At 60.4% G+C, this 20015-nt stretch carries 18 protein-coding genes, 3 tRNA genes and 1 pseudogene; 16 read left to right on the top strand and 6 right to left on the bottom strand.

What is annotated here, in order from left to right:
• Positions 1-108 precede the first annotated feature (108 nt).
• Complete coding sequence (locus OBACDRAFT_RS31145; protein WP_425601730.1) at positions 109-285, bottom strand: relaxase domain-containing protein; 177 nt, start codon at positions 283-285, stop codon at positions 109-111.
• Between the two features lie 631 nt (positions 286-916).
• Here OBACDRAFT_RS31145 and OBACDRAFT_RS00175 point away from each other — a divergent pair.
• From OBACDRAFT_RS00175 to OBACDRAFT_RS00120, 12 genes are all read left to right on the top strand, one after another.
• Positions 917-1240 carry a hypothetical protein gene (locus OBACDRAFT_RS00175; RefSeq protein ID WP_064501726.1) on the top strand — a complete coding sequence of 108 codons (324 nt, stop codon included), beginning with the start codon at positions 917-919 and terminating at the stop codon, positions 1238-1240.
• Positions 1230-2024 carry a P-loop NTPase family protein gene (locus OBACDRAFT_RS00170; RefSeq protein ID WP_043581888.1) on the top strand — a complete coding sequence of 265 codons (795 nt, stop codon included), beginning with the start codon at positions 1230-1232 and terminating at the stop codon, positions 2022-2024. Before OBACDRAFT_RS00175 ends, OBACDRAFT_RS00170 begins: the two co-directional genes overlap by 11 nt.
• Positions 2021-2506, top strand: coding sequence for a hypothetical protein (locus OBACDRAFT_RS00165; protein WP_043581886.1), 486 nt, complete (start codon positions 2021-2023; stop codon positions 2504-2506). The genes OBACDRAFT_RS00170 and OBACDRAFT_RS00165 overlap by 4 nt, the downstream gene beginning before the upstream one ends.
• Before the next feature lie 2 nt (positions 2507-2508).
• Positions 2509-4008 carry a type IV secretory system conjugative DNA transfer family protein gene (locus tag OBACDRAFT_RS00160; protein ID WP_043581885.1) on the top strand — a complete coding sequence of 500 codons (1500 nt, stop codon included), beginning with the start codon at positions 2509-2511 and terminating at the stop codon, positions 4006-4008.
• A gap of 134 nt (positions 4009-4142) precedes the next feature.
• The gene (locus OBACDRAFT_RS00155) at positions 4143-4514 is read left to right on the top strand and encodes an ArsR/SmtB family transcription factor (RefSeq protein ID WP_232766447.1); all 372 of its coding nucleotides are present in this window, start codon (positions 4143-4145) and stop codon (positions 4512-4514) included.
• Positions 4515-4706: 192 nt separating this feature from the next.
• Positions 4707-5470, top strand: a protein-coding gene (locus tag OBACDRAFT_RS26055) for an IS5 family transposase (RefSeq protein ID WP_088179262.1) whose coding sequence is annotated in 2 segments (ribosomal slippage) — positions 4707-5079 and positions 5079-5470 — 765 coding nt in all. Because the reading frame shifts where the segments join, the coding sequence is not laid out codon by codon here.
• A gap of 29 nt (positions 5471-5499) precedes the next feature.
• Entirely contained in the window at positions 5500-6450 is a 951-nt protein-coding gene (arsB, locus tag OBACDRAFT_RS00140) for an ACR3 family arsenite efflux transporter (RefSeq protein ID WP_345777631.1), read from the top strand.
• A gap of 18 nt (positions 6451-6468) precedes the next feature.
• Complete coding sequence (locus OBACDRAFT_RS00135; RefSeq protein WP_043581883.1) at positions 6469-6906, top strand: arsenate reductase ArsC; 438 nt, start codon at positions 6469-6471, stop codon at positions 6904-6906.
• Between the two features lie 40 nt (positions 6907-6946).
• Complete coding sequence (gene chrA, locus OBACDRAFT_RS00130; RefSeq protein WP_232766446.1) at positions 6947-8143, top strand: chromate efflux transporter; 1197 nt, start codon at positions 6947-6949, stop codon at positions 8141-8143.
• Positions 8144-8534: 391 nt separating this feature from the next.
• Complete coding sequence (locus OBACDRAFT_RS00125; RefSeq protein WP_081721720.1) at positions 8535-9749, top strand: ATP-binding protein; 1215 nt, start codon at positions 8535-8537, stop codon at positions 9747-9749.
• A gap of 246 nt (positions 9750-9995) precedes the next feature.
• Positions 9996-10124, top strand: a complete 129-nt coding sequence (locus OBACDRAFT_RS29100) for a hypothetical protein (RefSeq protein WP_232766445.1) — start codon at positions 9996-9998, stop codon at positions 10122-10124.
• Between the two features lie 121 nt (positions 10125-10245).
• Positions 10246-10743: a hypothetical protein gene (locus OBACDRAFT_RS00120; RefSeq protein ID WP_043581881.1), complete on the top strand. Its 498-nt coding sequence runs from the start codon at positions 10246-10248 to the stop codon at positions 10741-10743.
• Positions 10744-10870: 127 nt separating this feature from the next.
• Here the strand turns inward: OBACDRAFT_RS00120 and OBACDRAFT_RS00115 are convergent, their stop codons facing one another.
• A complete protein-coding gene (locus OBACDRAFT_RS00115; protein ID WP_043581880.1) occupies positions 10871-12151 on the bottom strand; it encodes a FecR family protein in 1281 nt (426 codons plus the stop codon).
• Positions 12152-12259: 108 nt separating this feature from the next.
• Here OBACDRAFT_RS00115 and OBACDRAFT_RS26050 point away from each other — a divergent pair.
• Positions 12260-13026, top strand: a pseudogene (locus OBACDRAFT_RS26050) (IS5 family transposase).
• 294 nt (positions 13027-13320) lie between these two features.
• Here the strand turns inward: OBACDRAFT_RS26050 and OBACDRAFT_RS00100 are convergent.
• The 3 genes from OBACDRAFT_RS00100 to OBACDRAFT_RS00090 form a co-directional block, all read right to left on the bottom strand.
• Positions 13321-13394 (bottom strand) — tRNA-Gln (locus OBACDRAFT_RS00100).
• Between the two features lie 73 nt (positions 13395-13467).
• Positions 13468-13542 (bottom strand) — tRNA-Thr (locus tag OBACDRAFT_RS00095).
• Between the two features lie 72 nt (positions 13543-13614).
• A tRNA-Lys gene (locus OBACDRAFT_RS00090) sits at positions 13615-13689 on the bottom strand.
• Positions 13690-13878: 189 nt separating this feature from the next.
• On the opposite strand from OBACDRAFT_RS00090, the gene OBACDRAFT_RS00085 reads away from it, so the two are divergent.
• The gene (locus tag OBACDRAFT_RS00085) at positions 13879-15054 is read left to right on the top strand and encodes a DUF362 domain-containing protein (RefSeq protein WP_081721719.1); all 1176 of its coding nucleotides are present in this window, start codon (positions 13879-13881) and stop codon (positions 15052-15054) included.
• On the opposite strand, the gene OBACDRAFT_RS00080 is transcribed toward OBACDRAFT_RS00085, so the two are convergent.
• Positions 15051-15977: a 50S ribosomal protein L11 methyltransferase gene (locus OBACDRAFT_RS00080; RefSeq protein WP_043581879.1), complete on the bottom strand. Its 927-nt coding sequence runs from the start codon at positions 15975-15977 to the stop codon at positions 15051-15053. The two genes, OBACDRAFT_RS00085 and OBACDRAFT_RS00080, sit on opposite strands and share 4 nt — an antisense overlap.
• Before the next feature lie 97 nt (positions 15978-16074).
• On the opposite strand from OBACDRAFT_RS00080, the gene OBACDRAFT_RS00075 reads away from it, so the two are divergent.
• The gene (locus tag OBACDRAFT_RS00075) at positions 16075-18072 is read left to right on the top strand and encodes a family 20 glycosylhydrolase (protein ID WP_043581943.1); all 1998 of its coding nucleotides are present in this window, start codon (positions 16075-16077) and stop codon (positions 18070-18072) included.
• 121 nt (positions 18073-18193) lie between these two features.
• Positions 18194-19615: a glycoside hydrolase family 88 protein gene (locus OBACDRAFT_RS00070; RefSeq protein ID WP_043581878.1), complete on the top strand. Its 1422-nt coding sequence runs from the start codon at positions 18194-18196 to the stop codon at positions 19613-19615.
• The last annotated feature ends 400 nt before the right edge of the window (positions 19616-20015 follow it).

The raw sequence follows: 20015 nt of genomic DNA, 5'->3' as shown, positions 1-20015 counted from the left end.
GATGGCATGCTGCTCGCCGCAGCGGAACCCTCGCCTCGCTCGTCACCGAAGATGACCTGTCCCTTGGCCGCGTCTATCCGTCGCTCGCGCGCATCCGTGCAGTCTCGCTCAAGATCCCCGACCAGCCACTAGAAACTTTTCGCCCGTCGCCGGATGCCGCCCCGAGCAAAGCTTCTCGAAGTCGTCGATCCGGCATGGACCGGTCAGATGGAACAAAGCGGCTCCCTGACCGGCCCAAGTCATCTCCGACCGGTCGCCCTGTTTCAGGTAGTCAGCAAGCCGCATGTGCTCGTGGAAATACTCCACGGCACCGGCGACGCTGACACAGGGTTTGTCGAACCTGATCACTACAATCATCGAATCATTGAAACATAGGAAAGTCAATCAAAAACAGGATTCCTGTAAAATCGGGTTCCTTCAGATAATCCCGAAGATCACCGATTCTAGACCCCCGAAAAATCAGGTATCCGAAAATCCGATTAACCTGAAAAGCATCCTGCTATTCCGACATTTCACCGATTTCCGAGACAGGAAAATAGGCAGCAAAAACTCCCTGAAACCGGACAGTAAGAGCCTGCCAGATGAAACAAGGTGCATATCGAAAATCCTCTCTGAAACATCCAAATGAGACAGGAAATTACCTATGGAAATTCAAAAAAACAAAAAAACTCCATATTCCGAAAACCTGACATGAGCGACAAGTATCGACCCTGATCAAAGGCAACCGTCTTGAGGTTCAAAACTATTACCGAACGGACACGCCACCCCTGGCGTTTGCCAGGAAACATCTCCGGCTTCGAATCGGTATTCTTTCGGGGACTTGCATGACAAAAACTGGTTCAATTAAGCCTATTCTGAACTTACTATCATCACTTTTTACTTGATTATTCCATAAAATTTTGCCATGCAAATCGGTATGAACAAAGACGCCGCCCGCCGGATTCTTGCGGCCGCCCGCCGCCTCCCTTCTGTCCCACCCGGCCTCAGCAAACTCCATCCTGTCCATGACGCCGTTGTCATGCTTCGCGCCAGACATGTCAGTTACGAAAAGATAGCGATATTTCTCAAAAAACAGGGCATTGTCGTGACCGCTTCCACTATCGGCTATTTTGTGCGCACGCATTGTTCGCATGCGGAAATCGTCCGGGCTCGTCGCAGCACGGCCCGGACCGGAGCCATCCCGATGCCTCGCTTCCCCGCAGTGCCGGTGGATCACAAAATTGCTCGCGATGAGCTCTAGCCAGGAGTCCGCACCAACGCTTCCTCCGGGGCCGACCGCAATCAGCCCGACTTCCAGCTCCGACCTCCTGTCGTTTCCCCAGCGTCCTGCAAAACGGCTGATTATCTGCCCGCAGGACAAAGGCGGCATCGGCAAGAGTTTTGCCGCAACCCTTCTTTATGACTACCTGGTCGATCACGATGCGAGCGTCCGGGCTTTCGATCTCGATTACGCCAACGCCACCTTCTGCCGCTTTGTGGAAGAGGCCGAGTGCATCGATATCGATGTCGATGCGAACAGGCTCGGCGTGCCCGACCGGTTGACCGGAGCCTTCGACGAGGCCGATGTCGTTCTGGCCGACAACCAGAGTTGCAGCGGTTCCAGGCTCCGCCGGTTTTTTGAGGAGACCCGGCTGCCCGAACTTCAGGACGAGCTTGGCCTGAGCATCATTTTTCTGGTCATCGCGGTGGAGGACAAGGATGCGATTTCACAGATCGCCGACCTGATCGACGTTTTCCAAAACCGCGTTCGCTGGCTGGTCGCCCGCAATCTCCGCGACGGCGACAACCTCGGGCTTTATATGAACAGCCGGACGCGCAAGAAGCTGGCCGGGTATGGTGCCGTGGAGATCGACATTCCCTGTCTTGCGGAGATCACGCGCGAGAAGTTGCAACGCGCCAACCTCACGGTGGGACGCGGCCGATCGTCAGACGACCTGTATGTAATCGACCGTTCCCGTTGCGTCCGGTTTCACGACCGAATGGAAGCCGAATTCGCCAGGGCCGGCGCCCTGCTTTTGCCATGAAGCCGCCGGACCTGCTCGACCCCGAAACCTTGCCCGACGATCTCCGCTGGATCGCGGCGGACTTCCGACTGCATCCGCGTGATCCGGTATTTCAGCTCATCGTGTGGCACTGGCAGCGGATCGAGAACGGAGAGGACCGGCTGCGCGCCGCCAGCCTGGAGCTACAAGCCGCCATCGACTCGCGTCTGGAGCAGGCTGGCAAGGCGGCGGAGTCCGCCGATGTTCTGACCGGACATCTCGTCGCACTCAGGACCCTGCTTGATGCCCGGCCCGCGCTGGTCTCCGAACAACTCGGCGAGGAATTGCGTGCTCCGCTCGCCGCCTTCCGGGCGCAGGAGCAGGCGATGGCCGCAGTCGTCGTCCGAGCCGAAGCCACCCTTGGCCGATTCCGGCGCCGAGAGACGGTGGCGACGCTCGTTGTCGGACTGGGGCTCGGCTTTGTTGCCGCGCTGATCCTTGGCCTGGCCGGACCGGGATACTGACCATGAGCACACCCTGGCGTGTCTCCGGTGTGATCATGGTTTGGGCTTGTATTGCCGGTGCCATGACCGTCCGCCTTGCCCTCCCGCCGCCGGCGGGTTTCTGGTTACCGGTTGTCGCCGTTGGCCTCGCTGCCTGGATTGCCACCGGACTTCTGAATGCACCACCGCCACGCGATGGTGTGGTTCTCCGTTTGTGGGGACTCGAATGGAAGCGCGATGAAGCCTGCTGCCATTTTTTCATCACCGGCAGCACCGGCACCGGCAAGACCGCGCGCGCTGTTGTCCCCATCGTTCACGGCCTGCGCGCCTCGCTTCCATCCACCGGCATCCTTGCCGTGGATTCCAAGGGCGCCCTCTGGAAACCGCTTTCCGAAATCGCCCACGCTCTCGGGCAGGAAGATGCCCTGCGCCTGATCCGGGTCCGGCCTCCGCACATCCCGCCCGACAGGTGGAGTGCACCCCTGAAAATGAACGTGCTATCCGACCGCTCTGTTCCGTGGGGCACGTATGCCAAGATCATTGTCGATACCGCCTCCGCTGCCGGCCAGAGGGGCGGACAGACGTTTTTCAAGGAATCGGCCCGCGATGTCATCACCCATGCCATGCAGGCGCTCGACGCCGCAGGTCTGCTGGTGACGCTGGATAACGTTCACAACGCTATCTGCAACTCCGCCGATACCGCCGAACTCATCGCCGCTCTCGACAAGGCGACGGGGGACGCCGCCGCGGCCGAACGGCAGTTTTTCAAAGACTTCTCGGCCCAGCCGCCCGAGCAGCGCAGTGGCACCGTTTACACCGTCGCCAACTACCTGCGCCCCTATACCCCACCCGACATCGCCGAGGTGTTCTGTTCGTCTGCACCGAATTTTTCCCTGGACGAGATCGACGCGGGCCGACTCATCTGCCTTTCCGTTCCGCAGACGTATCAGGTCGAACGCAAATACCTCAACCTGCTCTGCAAGCAGCTTATGTTTTTGCACGGCTTCCGGCGCTTCGATCTCGACGCCGCCGAACTGCGTCGGCGCAACATGATTGTCCTCATCCTCGATGAAGGGCAAAAAACCACGCTGGTGTCCGAAGACGGTTTTTCCGATCACGCCACCGTGGACGAACTCCGCGAGGCCGGCATGTGCATTATCTCCGCCACACAGACCCCGCTTTCGTTGTATGCCGCGTTCGAGACCGAGAAAAAGGCCGATGTCTTCATGGCTAATCTGCGCACGCAGATCCATTTTCAAGCCGCCGACGAGAAGGGTGCCGCGATCCTCTCCGCCAAAATGGGAGATCGCGAAATCCGCAAATACAGCGGCGGCACCAGCGGCGGCAAAACCTCGCGCAACTGGCAGTTGGCCGACGAGCCTTGGTTCAAACCGACGCGGTTCCTGTCACTCCCAGTCGGCCATGCCGTCATCAAGCATCCGCGGCGGACCGGCCGCCCGATCCTCAAAAAGCTCCCGTTCACCTCCTTCACCCGCGACAACGAGGGTTCACGGGATGAGTAAATCGGCGGCTTTATCCGAACTGAATCGTTGTCCCGATAAATGTCAGAGGACGGAACATTTACGCAGGTTCACGAAGAAGAGATTGCCTGAATTTCATTATTCCTTTTGAGGAATAATCCATTGTCGGTATATTCATGGTCATGCAACTCGTGAAGATCTACGAATGCCTCTGCGACCGGACCCGGCTTCGCATCCTCCATCTTCTGCTCGAAGGACCGCTGTGCGTGTGCCATTTCCAAGAGGTGTTGCGCGAACCGCAGGTGAAGATTTCCAAGCACCTCGGTTATTTGAAACGCAACGGCATGGTGGAGGCCGAGCGTTGCGCCAACATGATGATCTACCGGCTGCCCGGAAAACGCTCCGCGCAACTGGATGCCAATCTCGCCTGTTTGCAGGATTGCGTAAGCGAAGAACGCATCTTTCGCGAGGACGCCAGGCGGTTGACAAAACTCCGCTCCGGATTCGGCCCGGATTGCCCGACGTGCGTGCGCGAACCGGGTGTATGAGCCAAGCACCGTTTCATCTCATGTCCGATTCCGTTGCCAGAAACATGTCCTTCCTCGACCGTTACCTGACGGTCTGGATTTTCGCTGCGATGGCGCTGGGCGTTGCGCTCGGCCATTTTTTGATCGCCGATCCTAGAGCGTGTAGTCACGAGATAAGATTGACTGAGTTTTTTTGTGATGGAGAATGTCAGCATGGCGAAAGATCAACACCGTCACGACATTTCGGACCGAGTTTGGAGCGTTCTGGAGCCGCTGCTACCTGGAAGGAAAGGAGCGTGGGGAGGGGTGGCGGAGGACAACCGCAAGTTCCTCAACGCGGTTCTGTGGATTTTACGCACTGGTGCGCCTTGGAGGGATCTTCCAGAGGATTACGGAGGGTGGAGCAACACGCACAGGCGTTTTTGTCGCTGGAGAGACAAGGGGCATTGGGAGCGCCTGTTGTCGGAACTGATGAACGAGCCCGATTTTGAGTGGCTGATGATTGATGCCAGTCATGTCAAAATCCATCCGCATGCGGCGGGAGCCAGAGGTGGAAACGAGGCGATCGGTCTGACAAAAGGGGGCGAAACACCAAACTACATTTGGCCGTGGATGCGCATGGTATGCCGGTGCGAGTCATTGTTACAGCGGGTTCCACGGCTGATTGCACACAGGCTGGCAGGTTGATTGAAGGCATTGCCGCAGACCATCTGATCGCCGACAAGGGATATGACACCAACGCCATCATCGAAATGGCGCAGGCCGCAGGCATCTGCCCGCAGATTCCTCCAAAGACCAATCGCATAGAACAACGCGAATATGACCCTTATCTTTATCGGATCAGGCATCTGGTAGAAAATGCATTCCTACGACTCAAGCAATGGCGCGGCATCGCAACCCGATACGCAAAACGAGCCTCCTCTTTCCTCGCTGCCGTCCAATTCAGGTGTGCCATCCTCTGGGCTTCAATCTCGTGACTACACGCTCTAGGGCGTTTTTCGCGCCCATGACCGTGGGCACGACCAACCTGCCCATCGCGGCCGGACTGATCCTCATGATGTATCCGCCGCTGGCGAAGGTGAAATATTCCCGCCTTCCCGAGGTGTTCGCCAACACCCGTATTCTCGGGCTCTCGCTGCTGCAAAACTGGCTGGTTGGCCCCGTGCTCATGTTCCTGCTCGCGGTGTTTCTCCTGCGCGACCATCCCGATTACATGGTTGGCCTCATCCTCGTGGGCATCGCCCGGTGCATCGCGATGGTGCTCGTATGGAACGACCTCGCCAGAGGCAGCAGCGAATACGCCGCCGGACTGGTGGCACTCAACAGCATCGCGCAGATTCTGTTCTACAGTTTTTTTGCGTGGGTTTTCATCACCGTGCTGCCGCCCTGGTTCGGGCTGGAGGGGCAGATCGTCAGGATTGCGATGGGCGACGTATTCACGAGTGTGATGATTTACCTGGGCATTCCGTTCGCCGCCGGTGTAGTGAGCCGCGTGATACTCGTTCCGCTCAAGGGCGAGGAATGGTATGAAAAGAAATTTATCCCCCGCATCTCTCCCATTACGCTGGCGGCGCTGCTTTTCACCATCGTGATGATGTTCACCTTTAAGGGAGATGCCATCGTGCAACTCCCGCTCGATGTCGTGCGCATCGCCATCCCGCTGGTCATCTATTTTGCGGTGATGTTCCTCGTGAGCTTCTTCATGGCGAAGCGGCTCGGCGCGGACTACCCGCGCTCCGCATCGCTGGCGTTCACCTCGGCGGGCAACAATTTTGAACTGGCGATCGCAGTGGCCATTGCGGTGTTCGGGCTCGACTCGGGAGTGGCCTTCGCCGCCGTGGTCGGCCCGCTCATCGAAGTGCCGGTCCTGATCGGGCTCGTCCATGTTGCGTTGCGATTGCGACGCCGGTTTCCGCCTGATCCCTCATCCCGGACGTCCTCCTCGCACACATTCTGATCACTCCCCGTTTTTGTCATGAAACCCAACATCCTTGTTCTCTGCACAGGCAATTCGTGCCGCAGCCAGATGGCGGAAGGCTTCTTGAGGGCCGCCGCCGGTGACCTCGTTGAGGGCCGCAGCGCAGGCTCAAAGCCGGCAGGGCAGATCCATCCGCTGGCCATCCAGGTCATGCAGGAGGCGGGCATCGACCTGTCTTCGCATCGCTCAAAGTCCATGAGAGAATTCCTCGGAGAAAAGATCACCACGGTCATCACAGTGTGCGGCATGGCTGACCAAGCCTGCCCGATTTTCCCCGGTCAGGTAAACCGCCACCACTGGCGCTTTGCCGATCCTGCCCAGGCGATCGGCAGTGATGAGGAAATCCTCGCGGAGTTCAGGCGCGTGCGAGACCAGATTCGGCTTGTTTTCAACGCCTATGCCGCGGGGTTGAGGGAGGGCCGGACTGCGGGGTGAAGGGCGACCCAATCAATCCATCCGCGTTTGTATGCCTTGTATGCCGCCGCTCAAAAATCTGGCCGAAATCACCGGAGCATTCTTCAAGCTCGGCTGCATCTCTTTCGGCGGGCCGGTGGCCCACCTTGGTTATCTCCGGGACGAATTTGTCGCGCGGAGACACTGGCTGGATGACGAAGCCTATGCCGACCTGGTCGCGCTCTGCCAGTTTTTGCCCGGCCCCGCGAGCAGTCAGGTTGTATTCGCACTCGGGATGCAGCGGGCGGGTCTGGCAGGTGCGATTCTGGCGTCGGTCTGTTTTACGCTGCCGTCTGCCGTGTTGATGATTTTGTTCGGGTACGGCGTGACTGTCGCGGGAGACTTCCAGAACGCGGGCTGGTTGCACGGGCTGAAACTGGCGGCGGTCGCCGTCGTTGCGCAGGCGGTTTGGGGAATGGGGAAAAAACTGTGCCCTGATCGGGCGCGCCTCACCCTTGCGCTGCTGGCGGCGGCAACGGTTTTGGCAATACCCGGCGCGTTGGGGCAGATCGGCGCGATTATGATGGGTGCCATTGCCGGCTGGTGTCTGTATCGCGGTAATGGGGTCGCCAACGAAAAGGGAACGACGACAACCAGAGCATTTGTGCGAGGTCATTTATGGGCGTTGGGGGCTCTGGTCGTGTTTGCCGTATTGCTCGTGGCCCTGCCGGTTGTGGCAATGGTCGGCGGCCAGAAAAGCCTGATGGTCTTCGACAGTTTTTATCGGGCAGGCTCTCTCGTTTTTGGCGGCGGCCATGTGGTGCTGCCGCTGCTGCGCGCCGAGGTCGTGCCTGTTGGCTGGATCGACAATGGCGCGTTCGTCGCCGGTTATGGCGCGGCCCAGGCTATGCCCGGCCCTCTCTTCACGTTCGCGGCATATCTGGGGACGGTTATTCACGGCGGACCGCAGGCGTGGACCGGCGGACTGTGGTGCCTGCTCGGAATTTTTCTTCCTGCGTGGCTGCTGGTAGGCGGTGTTTTGCCATTCTGGCATCTGCTGCGAAAAAAAGCGTACGCCCGGGCCGCGCTGGCCGGAGCCAATGCCGCGGTTGTCGGTGTGTTGCTCGCTGCTCTTTGGGACCCGGTCTGGAAGGAGGGCGTAACGGGAGCCCTCGATGTTATGGCGGTTCTTGGTGCGTTTGCGTTGCTCGAAATCTGGCGTGTCGCGCCTTGGTGTGTGGTGCTGTTGATGGCCGCAGCCGCACAGTTTTTTTTGTAGTGTCTCCGCTCCCTCCGGTTAACGGAGCCATGTCATTTCCGACTACGGGCTGACCCACTTCAAACAACCGCGCTCGCATATCCTGCTGGACGATGCGGTCAAAATCTACCTTGAAGCCCGCCGGGGTGAGAAAAAAAATCATCTGCGAGCAAAATGCGACTGGCCAAGCTATGTGAAAGACTCTCAACAGCCATGCTGCCCGCTAGAGCCAATCCGGGCGTCCACAAAATTCCCCTCATACACTGCTGACGGTCGCCCGGCATCCGACCATTCGGGAAGGAAAAATCACTATAGTGAAACGCTCTTATCATATGAGATGATTGCGTAGACAGGCTACAAATATCTGTTTTCCGCAGATTGACATTCCTGGATCTTATCACAATCTAGTTTTGTGATATTAAAAGATACACTTTTGGATGTTCTGACATCTGCCGAATTCCCTCGCATCCCTACTCCACTCGTAACGCGACGGATTAACATCCCTCCGTTCTCGGACAGGGCTCTTGTTCTCAAGGGAGTAAGACGAAGTGGTAAGAGTACAATCCAGAGGCAACTTATGGATCAACGGGGGCGTTCCCTCTACTGCAACTTCGAGGACACCCGGCTTTACGGCATGACGCCGGAGGATTTTCCCTCACTGCTCGCCGCCATGGACGAGACTAAAACCAGCACCTCCACGGTGTATCTTGACGAAGTCCAAGAAGTGCCCGGATGGGAACGCCTAGTGCGCGCCCTGCTGGATCGTGGCTGGCACGTTTGCGTCACCGGATCAAACGCCTCGCTTCTTGCTTCCGACGTCGGTTCCAAGCTCACGGGACGCCATCTTTCGATGGAAGTCTTTCCCTTCGATTATGCGGAGTATCTCGCATTCACGGGGCAGATGCTCGGGGCGGCTTCGTTGCAGGCCTATCTGGATGACGGAGGTTTTCCGTCCTGGTTGTGCGACCACAATGCGCAGACCCTACGCGAATTGCTCCGCGACATCATCCAGCGCGACATCGCCGCACGCCAGGGGCTACGCGAGACGCGTCATCTCATGAACCTCTGTCTCTTCCTTCTGGCCAACACCGGTCAGCCTTTTTCGATGCAGACGCTCACCAAGTCACTCGCCATCCCCTCCGTGTCACAAACCTCGCGCTACCTTGAGGCACTGCAAGACGCCTACCTCATCCTTCCCCTTCCAAAATTCAGCACCTCGTTTAAAAAACGCGTCGTGGCTCCCGCCAAATACTACGCCATCGACAACGGTCTGCGCCGTGCCAATGCGCCGCAATCCGCGCCGGACACCGGACGCCGTCTGGAAAACCTCGTTTATCTCGCACTTCGCTCACGAGACGGTGGTGCGGAAAATTTTTGTTACGCTGGCGAAAAGGACGCTTGGGAATGCGACTTCATCGTGCCGGACGCAGCCATCCAAGTGTGCTCCGTGCTCACTCCGGAGAACATGGGCCGCGAGTTGCGTGGTCTTGATGCGGCCGCCTGTTTGCCAACCAAAGGCGTCACCCCGCGCCGCCTCCTCATTTTGACCACGGACCAAAAAGAAACGCTTCGCACACCGGGACAACGCACTGTCGAAGTCATCCCCGTTTGGGAATGGCTGGAGTAAGAGTCGGAATTTCAGCGCGTATTCCAGCCAGAACTAACGTTTATCCTCACGCATACCACTCCGGGATTTTTCCATCCGCACCTCGCGCATCACGTCCCCCCTGTTGTAATCGCCCCTCTCATCCCCGCCACCGCCCTCCGATGAGCGCCTTCGACAACCCCGCTCCTGACCCCGCCTCTACTTCCGGGTCCGCCGACCGGCGCGTCACCACCATCGATCTCGTCCGCGCCGCCGAAGGTCAGCAAAATGACCGTCCCCCGTGCCTTGCGCGGCGAGCGTGGCATCTCGCAAGCCACCCGCCAGTGCATCCGGCTCCACTCCGGTTATTCGAACCACAGCGCGAGCGGTTATCACGGTCTGGCAACCGTTCGTTGACCGCCTGGCGATCGCTCGTTTGCGGGTAGATTGCCGATGAATAGCCGCTGGTTCGCTGATAGCCGGTTAAGTTTTTATTTTAGTCTTGCCGTAAGATCGTATGTAAATACCATTCGAAGACATGAAACCAAACCTCACAGACGAAATTCCTCCGGTCAGGACCACGTTTTCCCTTTACACGGAAGACCTCGATGCGCTCCGCGAACTGCGGCGCGAGTTGCGCGGGCTCGGACTGCGCATCGACACCGCCAAAGCGGTGCGCGGCATCCTCCACATCACCTCGGAGTCGGAACTGCTGGCGCGCTCCATCATCCAGTTCAAAGCCGACGAGGCCAAAGGCGGGCCGCGCGAAAGCGAGATGGTCGATGCCCGGTTCAGCGTGATCATCCCCGGCGACGACAGCCGTAAGCTTGACGATGTCATGGATGAACTCGACATGAAACGGATCAAAATGAGCCGCAGCTACATCCTGCGCGCACTCATCCGCTCGCTTCCGCCGGTGGAGACCCTGTTCAAGCCGCTGGCAAAATTTACCAAGGAGAAAAGCGACGCCGTCCGCGAGCAGTCGATCAAGGCTAGGGCGGCGACTCGCGCCGCGCGGGCGAAAAAACGCCGCTGACGGATGGTTGCAGTGGCGGAATGCAGCCGCGGGGAGAGGATTTCTCATGTTTTCCCTCTCCCCGTTTTTTGCGCCCAAAGTGTCCGGGACTCCAGGCAAGACACGGATTACCGATTATCCGGCAGACTCAGTGCGCCACCACTTTGTTGTGACCGGGCGACAGCACGACGCGTTCGATGCGTCCGTTGGCGCGCACGAGCCGGTAGTCGATTTCGCCGGTTCGGTGGAGCAGCACGAGGATTTCTTCCAGCGTTTCCTTCTCGAAGCGGCCGGTGAGGGTTTCGTTGCCCAGCTTCGGATCGCTCAATTCGACGGTCACGCCGAAGCGAGCTTCCAGTTTGCGGACGGCGGAGGCGATCGGTTCGCGGTCGAAAAAAAGCACGTCGTCTTGCATCCAGCGTGTCACCGTCTCGGGGCGCACCGCCTGCACCTCACCGGTTCCGGTTTCCGGAACGAAGGAATATTGCTGGCCAGGAGTGAGGACGACCGGGGTGGTTTCACCCGCCGCGGTCACTCCGGTCACCTGCACTTTTCCGTGGACGATGGAAACCTCCGGTTTGCTGCCGTCGGCAAAGGCACGGACGTTGAACCGCGTACCCAAAACCGTGATACGCAGCGTGGATGTCTCGACGATGAAGGGTTTGGCGGCGTCGGGACTCACATCAAAATAAGCCTCGCCGGTCAGGCGCACGATGCGGGTGTAGGGACCGAAGGCTGGCGGATAGACAAGTGAACTGCCCGAGTTGAGTGTAACCCGGGTTCCGTCCGGCAAGGTCAGCAGCGAACGCTCGCGGGCGTTGGTCGTGCGTTTCTCCCATGTCGCCTCGTTGGTTCCGTCCGTAGGCAGGGAATGCCCGGACTTCGTCGCCGCAACTACCGCCGGCTTCTCCGAAAAAAGTCCCGACCGGAGGATAACGAAAAGAGCTCCGGCAACGACAACCAGTGAAGCAGCCAGCAAAACGGGGATGCCATGCCGTGAGAGCCACCAGGCTCTGTCGCATTCCGCCCTGGCCTCCACAAAAACGGGCTCCCTGGATCGTTCCGCCCCGGCCGCTGCCCCCTCGACCATTTCCGTCTTTGCCACAGCTTCCATTTCATCCTCTTCCACGGTCTCCCCGGCTCCAGCCGTTGATTCGATTTCTCCGGTTCTCCGAAGACCGGGTGTTTCCCCTGCTGCGATTCTTGCAGCCAATCGTTTTGACGCAGCCGCCACATCAAACTCCGGAGCTTCGGCAACACGGGTGAGATCCCATGCGAGTTGCATGTCTTCAAAGAGGTCTTTCCACCTGGGGTCGTCGAGCAGTGCGACAAACTGTTCGCGTTCTGCGCTGGTGGATTCACCATTGAGGTAGCGGGTCGCCAGGCATTCAAATGCCAGCTTTTCGTCACCTTGGTTTTCGAGGTTCATGTGATGGGCCTTTAATAATAGAGACAGGAAATTTCTGTAAAATCTGCCAGATTGTGTCGTCACGAGATTGGATTGACAAGGAAGCGATAGGAGAGCACAGCATGGCCGATGAAGCAGGAACACCATCGGCATGACATATCGGATCGAGTCTGGGAATTGCTGGAGCCGCTGCTGCCGGGCAGAGCGGGGAGTTGGGGAGGAGTGGCGGAGGATAACAGGCGATTCCTTAACGCGGTGCTCTGGGTATTGCGGACAGGGGCGCCGTGGAGGGATTTTTACCGGAGGACTACGGGGACTGGAAGAACACGCACCGGCGGTTCTGCCGATGGAGGGACAAGGGGCAGTGGGAAGGATTGCTCAACGAGCTTATCCAAGAGCCCGACTTTGAGTGGCTGATGATAGATGCCAGTCACGTCAAGGCACATGCCCATGCGGCTGGAGCGGCGGGAGGGAACGAGGCGATCGGTCTGACAAAAGGGGGCCAAACACCAAGATACATCTGGCCGTGGATGCGCATGGTATGCCGGTCCGAATCATTGTTACGGCAGGTTCCGTGGCGGATTGTACTCAGGCTGGAACACTGATCGAGGGCCTGCCGGCCCAATGCCTGCTCGCAGACAAGGGCTACGATACCAATGCGATTGCCGAAGCCGCTCAGGCTGCTGGCATGCAGGTCGTGATCCCCCCAAAGAGCAATCGCAAGCAACCCCGCCAATACGACACTTACCTCTACAAATTGCGACACCTCGTCGAGAACGCTTTCCTGCGACTCAAGCAGTGGCGTGGCATCGCCACCCGTTACGCCAAGCGCGCCTCCTCATTTCCTTGCCGCCGTTCAGTTCCGCTGCGCCCTCCTCTGGGCTGCTATCTCATGACGACACACTCTAGGGAGGCCGGAAACGAAACCGTCCATTCGACAATGACTGGCGGGCACAGTCTCAATAAGCGCGTCAAAAAAAGCAGTGAGACATAAGTTCGAAACCGGTCCCGAGTGTAAAGCACTCCATGAATAAAACGCTGCTTTACACCCAAAGACCGGTCATTCAAGAAGCCAGATACGAACCTCGCCTCAGGGTGCTTTACACCCTGACTTCTGTTTCTCGCTTAAAAACAAAAACTTCCGCAAAGTGTAAAGTACCCCCGGCGGAAGTTCGTATTTTGTTGAAGAGTGGCTGCCCGATAAGGACTCGAACCTTAACAAGCAGAGTCAGAATCTGCTGTGCTACCATTACACCATCGGGCAGTGAAAACCGAAAAAGGGGAACAGGGCGGAGGGGGAGGAGCGTGAGCACCTTGGTTTTGGTTTGGAGAAAAAATGGAGCCGGCGATGGGATTCGAACCCGCAACCGCCTGTTTACAAAACAGGTGCTCTACCATTGAGCTACGCCGGCAGGAAATGAATCCCGGCACATCACGAAAAAATTGAAGAAAGAACGAAAAACAAACCACTCAGCCTGAAAAATTGGTGGCTCCCCGGGGACTCGAACCCCGAACCAATTGATTAAGAGTCAACTGCTCTACCATTGAGCTAGGAAGCCAAATAAAATGAGGGGCGAATAACCCGAAATCGACTGCACCTTGTCAACGATGATTTCGATTTTCTTCGGATTTCAATTTTCACTCGGAACCCCGCGTCCCGCCACCCCGTCTCCGTTACCGATTACTCAAAATCCCGCTCGCCGATTCCCACCACCGGCGTCTTTGTGGTCCGCACCTCAGATTTCAGGATGAACACCGATCCGCACACGGCCAACGCACTCTCATTCACGCTCACACTTGCGCTCGTGCTCATGTTCTTCGTGACCCCTGCCATTGCCGCCCTTCCCTCCCCCCCCCCCCCCCCCGAGACAGAATCCACCGCGCCCGCAATTCCGCCGCTGCCAGCCCCCAACGTCTGGGAAGCTGCGCTGCCGACTGACTCCACCTTTGTCACACCCGGCCCCCAGTCCGGCTATGACGCCGCCGTCGAAGCCCTGTTTGCCGCCTGCGAACGCACCACCGGCCGCAAGCTCCAGCCCGGCGAGAAACGCAAGGCGGGCATCAAAATCTACACCGACGCCGGGCCCGGCCTCGCCACGCCCAAACCCCTTGTCCGCGCCGTGATCACGGCCCTGCAACGCCGCGGTTTCGCCGCAGGTGACATCTTTCTGGTGGGACTCAATCCCCTCCGCCTCCGCATGGCCGGATACCTGCCCTCCAGCGCCGCCGAGTCCGTGCCGTTTGAGGGACACCCGGTGTTCGTCCTCGAATCGGGGCGGTTTTACGACCCCGTGTGGTTTTACGACAGCCCGATTCCCTACCGCTTCGACCCCATTTTGTCCGGACGCAATTTTGATCTTAAACCCGTCAATCGCATGCCAGGCACCGATCTGTTCCGCAGCGGCAGCGGCGGCGGCGGAGACAGTGATTTTTTGCAGGAGGACGACCGCAAAAGCTTCCTCGCCACCCCGCTCTTCCTCGACACCGACTTCTGGATCAACCTGCCCGTTTACAGCGACCACGACACCCTCGGCGTCAACGGCGCGCTCGCCAACGCCACCCTTTGGAACGCTTCCAACACCACGCGTTTCTTCCGCTCCGCCGCCACCGCGCCCGCCGCCGTGGCCGAGATGGCCGCGATCCCCGAACTACGCCTCACATGGGCGCTCACCCTCACCAGTCTGGAACGCTGGCAATTCATCGGCGGACCGCATTTCAATTCGCTCTACACCGTGTCCGAACCACGCCTCCTGCTCAGCGCCGATCCCGTGGCGATCGACAGCGTGATGCTGGGCAAGATCAACCGCGCCCGCCAAGCCGCCGGCTTCAAGCCCGTGCCCGACGACGTGCGCACCCTGGAGTTTGCCGAGACCCTCGGCGTTGGCACGCGCCATCCGCCGCCGATCATCAACGTGACGCCCTAACTTGCCGGCCTCGTCAACGCCACGTCGCTCCACTCGCCCATCTCTCGATGCTCCACCCGCCAGCCGCCCGTGGCGGATGCGAACGCCCGGCGCACCTGCTCATTTTCGTGCGCGAGGATGCCGCTCAACACCAGCAACCCGCCCGGCGCAACCGCCCCCGTGAGTTGTTGAACGAAGCGCATCAACACATCCGCCTGGATGTTTGCCAGCACCACATCGGCGGACCTGCCCGCCAGCCCACTCACCAAATCCCCCTCGTAAAAACGCAACACCTGCCCCCCCCCCCCCCCCCCAATCAACCCATTGAGCGTCGCGTTTTCGATGCTCACGCGCACCGCTTCGGGATCGTTGTCAAACGCGTCCACCTCCGCGAATCCCAGACGCGCCGCCGAAAGCGCCAGGATGCCCGAACCGCAACCGGCGTCGATGACCCGCCTGCCCGCCACACCGTGCGCCTCGGCCCACGGCACCAGACGCTCCACGCAAAGGCGCGTCGTCTCGTGATTGCCCGTGCCAAACGCCAGCCCCGGATCGAGCCAGATCGCGCCATCGCCCGCCGGCAACGCGTACGACGCGCGCTCCCAAACCGGCACCCAATGGAGCCGGCCAAATTGCCACGCCTTGAAATGCGCCTTGTAACTATCGCGCCAGTCCTGATCCGCCAGCGCGCGAATCTCCGGCACCGCCCCCTCCCCCCCCCCCGTCGTTACCGGCTCCAGCAACGCCCCGCCCACCAGCGGAGCCAGTTCCAGCCAACGCGAGCGCGCCTCGCCCTCGCTCTCAAAAATGCCCACGATCCAGGCCCGGTTGACGATGACATCCTGCAACAGACTCCAGCCTTCCACGCCCAGTTCGAGCAGGATGTCGTCCGTGGCGTCGGCGGTTTCGGGTCGGATCTCGGTTTTGATTTCGTAAAGACTCATGAGGTGTTGGACGTTGGATGTTGGACGTTGGATGTCAGCCTTTTCTCTTTCAGTCTTTCAGCCCGTCAGTCCATCCGCCTTTTTTTTTCCAAACCAAATGCTGCGCGCCTTTCAATGGGATCTTGCCCGCCAGGTCGAACGCCTCGACCACCTCCTCTCGCTCCTGCCTCGCTACGCGGCATGGGGATATCACGAACTGTATCTGCACCTTGAGGACGCCGTCGATTATCCCTCGCTGCCGGGCGTCGCCCGCGCCGACGCCTACACCTGGAGCGATTTCGAAAAACTCGTCCGCGCCGCCACCCGCGCCGGCATCAAAGTTGTCCCCATCGTCAACCTCCTCGGCCACACCCAGTATCTCATAAAAACCCCCGAATGGCGCGACCTCAACGAACTGCGCGCCCCCGACGGCTCCCCCCTCCCCGCCGGACAAATCTGCCCGCTCCATCCCCGTATCCAGGAAGTCGCTACGAAACTCCTGCGCGACGTCGCCCCGCTCTGCACCGCGGGCAAAGTCCACGTCGGCCTCGACGAATCGTTTTCCCTCGGACGCCATCCACTCTCCCGCGCCGAGATCGCCCGCATCGGCCTCGCCGCCCACTTCGCCGCCCACGTCACCCGCCTGCACACCCTCGCCGCCCGCCACTCGCTCACCCTCGGCATCTGGGCCGACATGCTTGCCCTCCTCCCCGACGCCATCCCCCTGCTCCCCGCCCACGCCGGACTCGCCGCCTACGACTGGTATTATTACCCCTTCCCGCGCACACCCCGCCTCGAACTGCGCAATTTTGCCGACTACGACCTCGCCCCCGCCCTCGCCGCCCGCGGCATCGACTACTGGGCCTGCCCCATGAACGGAGCCTTCCGCTACGAACCCGCGCCCATTTACGCCGAACGCCTCGCCAACATCACCTCCTGGTGGCACCGCGCCCGCCGCACCCCCGCCGCCGGCTTCCTCGTCACCTCATGGGAAGCCTACCGCCTCGCGCTGGAAACCACCACGCTCGTCGATGCCGCCGCCGCCGGACTCTGGCTCGACAACGACACCAACAACGCCCCCGCCGACCCGCAAACCCTCCTCGCCGGCGGCTGCCGCCGCCTCCACGGACTGCCCCCCGCCGCCGCCGCCTCCACCGCGCGCGCCCTGCTCGCCGGTGATGCGTATTCCTTCGCCGGATACGCCCGATGGGAGATCAACCAGCGCTGGGACGTGATTGCCCGCCGCGAAAGCCCCCGTCCCCACGAACGCGCCGCCCGCCACTTTCACCGCCTCGCCACCCACGCCGGACACCCGCCGTCCCCCCTCCCCCCCCCCCTGCGCCCCACCGCCGCCTTTCAAGCCTACATCGCCGAGCGCGACGCCTTCGTCCGCCGCTCCGGGCTCGACGTATTTCAAGCCCGCCGCCTGCACGCCCGCGCCACTCCCGCCGCCGCCCGCCGCCTCGCCGCCCTCCTGTCCAAGCTCCTTTCCGCCTGCGACGTATTCTCCCGCCAACTACGCGCCGCCCGCGCCGCCGCCCGCGCCATGTGGGACGCCACCCGCGATCCGCAACGCTGCGCACAAAGCCAGAACCTCACCCTCCTCGATCAGGACGCCCGCCGCCTCTCCGCCTGGCGTCGCTGGCTTCGCTCCAGCCTCCGTGACCCCGCGCGCGTGCGCACCGCCTGCCCCATGTGCGGCGCGTGGCAGTTGCAATTCACCGTGCACAACTTCGCACCCGCGCTCCAAAAAATCATCGTCGAACAACAACAACCCGACGGTGCGTGGATTGAATTGCACAGCCGTTTCACGATCGAATTTCGCGCCGCCGCCGCGCGTCCCCGCGCAAAGATCGCCCGCGAATTCGCCACGCCCGTCCCCCCCCCCCCCCCCCCCTCCTCACACGGAGACGCCGCCCCCACCCTCCCCCTCCGCATCGCCCTGCGCGGACTCGGCCAAGTCCGCCTCGGCAACATCCACCTCACCGACGGCGTCACCACGCACCGCGCCACGCCCAGCCGTTTCCGACCACTGCTCGGTCAGCCCGCGCCCGCCGAAGGCTGGCCCGTGCTCGACTGGCAGCACAACGCCGACACCCTGCCGCTCACGTTCTGATCCATGCCAGCACAAACCCGACCCTTTTAAGACAAACCCGACTCTCCCGCCCCTTCGCCCTTGTTCACCGCACGCCTCTCAACAACCTCCCACCTCTCTTACCTTACACAACCACACATCCATGAAAATCGACAACACACTCACCCCTGCCAAACTCGCCAAAAAGACCGACCGCGTCTTTGAACTCGCCGGCCAGAAAATCGATCTGGTCAACAAGTCGTGGGACCCCGCCAACGGCACACCCGTCTTCACCGTCAAAGGCAATTACACCTCGCGCGGCTGGACCGAATGGACGCAAGGCTTCCAGTTCGGCATGGCATTTCTCCAATACGACGCCACCGGCGACGAACGCTATCTCGCCCTTGGCCGCGAGAAGACGCTCAAATACATGGCCTCGCACGTCTCCCACGTCGGCGTGCATGACCACGGCTTCAACAACGTCTCCACCTACGGCAACCTCCGCCGCCTGATGCTCGAAGGCCAGATCCCCTTCAACCAGGACGAACTCAACTACGCCGAACTCGCCCTCAAAGTCTCCGGCGCCGTGCAAGCCGCCCGCCACGCCACCACCAACCAGACCGCGCCCTGGTCCCCCGTCGCCGCGCGCGCCAAAGGCATCGGCGTAGTGCCATCCGGATACATCTACTCCTTCAACGGCCCGCAGTCCCTCTTTGCCGACACGATCCGCTCCATGCGCGCCCTGGTCGTCGCGCACCAACTCGGCCACGTCCTCATGGGCGAAGGCGACAAGCCCATCAACCTCCTCCACCGCGCCATCGAACACGCCGCCACCACCGCGCGCTTCAACGTGTTCTATGGTCAGGGCCGCGACTCCTACGACGTGCGCGGACGCGTCGCCCACGAATCCATCTTCAACCGCAACGACGGCCAGTTCCGCTGCTCCTCCACGCAGCAAGGATACTCCGCCTTCACCACCTGGACCCGCGGCGCCGCCTGGATCATCTGCGGCTATCCCGAGCAACTCGAATTTTTGGATACACTCAAAGCCTCCGAACTCGACGCCGTGGGCGGACGCCGCGCCGTGACCGACCTCTTTGTCGAGACCGCCCGCGCCACCGCCGACTACTACATCGACGGCTATTCCGCCAAGGACGGCATCCCCTACTGGGACAGTTGCGCGCTCAACACGCACAAACTCGGCGACTTCACCGCCAAGGACGCCGATCCCTTCAACCCCTGGGAACCCGTTGACAGCTCCGCCGCCGCGATCTCCGCGCAAGGCTTTATCCGCCTCGGCCTCTGGCTCCAGTCCAAGGGCGACAAAGCCGCCGGCAAACGCTACCTGCAAGCCGGCCTCACCGTTGCGGACACGCTCTTCAGCGACGCCTATCTTTCCACCGCACCCAAACACCAGGGCCTGCTCCTGCACAGCGTTTATCACCGCCCCAATGGCTGGGATTACGTGCCGAAGGGCCGGAAAGTCCCCTGCGGCGAATCCTCGATGTGGGGCGACTACCACGCCATGGAACTGGCGCTCCTCATCAAGCGCCTCGCCGAAGGCAGCTACCTGACGTTCTTCTAGAGCATTTAACGTTGAGTTTGTCGCAAGGTTTAAGAGATCACGCAGAGACGCAGAGGCGCAGAGAAAAACAGAAAGACTCCGCCTCTGGCGTTTGCTCTCTGAGTTCTGTTTTTCTCTGCGCTCTGCGTCTCTCTGCGTGAGACAAAATAAACCGACAATGCTCTAAAAAACGGGGAACCACGAGAGGCCCAGAAGACAGGGCATCCTTGATTTGCATTCCTATGCGACCCGGCCCTCCGTTGCCTCCGTGGTTAATTCTCTATGGAGGGCGGGTCTCCCGACCCGCCGACGGTGCGAAGCACCGCCCTTCCGTTTTTTTTCGGATGGGCGCGGCTTGCGCCGCGTCTGGCGGGGATTGGCGATTGGCAATAAAACCCGCCCTCCGTTACTAACGGATGTT

It is taken from the genome of Geminisphaera colitermitum TAV2, assembly GCF_000171235.2.
GTDB lineage: Bacteria > Verrucomicrobiota > Verrucomicrobiia > Opitutales > Opitutaceae > Geminisphaera > Geminisphaera colitermitum.
Note: the sequence above shows the minus strand (reverse complement) of the source record. Positions and strands in the feature narration are given on the sequence as shown.

What these genes read in the sequence shown, in the direction of transcription:
- OBACDRAFT_RS31145 (WP_425601730.1), bottom strand. Translation starts at nt 285, where the DNA reads ATGCGGCTTGCTGACTACCTGAAACAGGGCGACCGGTCGGAGATGACT.
- OBACDRAFT_RS00175 (WP_064501726.1), top strand. Translation starts at nt 917, where the DNA reads ATGAACAAAGACGCCGCCCGCCGGATTCTTGCGGCCGCCCGCCGCCTC.
- OBACDRAFT_RS00170 (WP_043581888.1), top strand. Translation starts at nt 1,230, where the DNA reads ATGAGCTCTAGCCAGGAGTCCGCACCAACGCTTCCTCCGGGGCCGACC.
- OBACDRAFT_RS00165 (WP_043581886.1), top strand. Translation starts at nt 2,021, where the DNA reads ATGAAGCCGCCGGACCTGCTCGACCCCGAAACCTTGCCCGACGATCTC.
- OBACDRAFT_RS00160 (WP_043581885.1), top strand. Translation starts at nt 2,509, where the DNA reads ATGAGCACACCCTGGCGTGTCTCCGGTGTGATCATGGTTTGGGCTTGT.
- OBACDRAFT_RS00155 (WP_232766447.1), top strand. Translation starts at nt 4,143, where the DNA reads ATGGTCATGCAACTCGTGAAGATCTACGAATGCCTCTGCGACCGGACC.
- arsB (WP_345777631.1), top strand. Translation starts at nt 5,500, where the DNA reads ATGACCGTGGGCACGACCAACCTGCCCATCGCGGCCGGACTGATCCTC.
- OBACDRAFT_RS00135 (WP_043581883.1), top strand. Translation starts at nt 6,469, where the DNA reads ATGAAACCCAACATCCTTGTTCTCTGCACAGGCAATTCGTGCCGCAGC.
- chrA (WP_232766446.1), top strand. Translation starts at nt 6,947, where the DNA reads ATGCCGCCGCTCAAAAATCTGGCCGAAATCACCGGAGCATTCTTCAAG.
- OBACDRAFT_RS29100 (WP_232766445.1), top strand. Translation starts at nt 9,996, where the DNA reads ATGACCGTCCCCCGTGCCTTGCGCGGCGAGCGTGGCATCTCGCAAGCC.
- OBACDRAFT_RS00120 (WP_043581881.1), top strand. Translation starts at nt 10,246, where the DNA reads ATGAAACCAAACCTCACAGACGAAATTCCTCCGGTCAGGACCACGTTT.
- OBACDRAFT_RS00115 (WP_043581880.1), bottom strand. Translation starts at nt 12,151, where the DNA reads ATGAACCTCGAAAACCAAGGTGACGAAAAGCTGGCATTTGAATGCCTG.
- OBACDRAFT_RS00085 (WP_081721719.1), top strand. Translation starts at nt 13,879, where the DNA reads ATGAACACCGATCCGCACACGGCCAACGCACTCTCATTCACGCTCACA.
- OBACDRAFT_RS00080 (WP_043581879.1), bottom strand. Translation starts at nt 15,977, where the DNA reads ATGAGTCTTTACGAAATCAAAACCGAGATCCGACCCGAAACCGCCGAC.
- OBACDRAFT_RS00075 (WP_043581943.1), top strand. Translation starts at nt 16,075, where the DNA reads ATGCTGCGCGCCTTTCAATGGGATCTTGCCCGCCAGGTCGAACGCCTC.
- OBACDRAFT_RS00070 (WP_043581878.1), top strand. Translation starts at nt 18,194, where the DNA reads ATGAAAATCGACAACACACTCACCCCTGCCAAACTCGCCAAAAAGACC.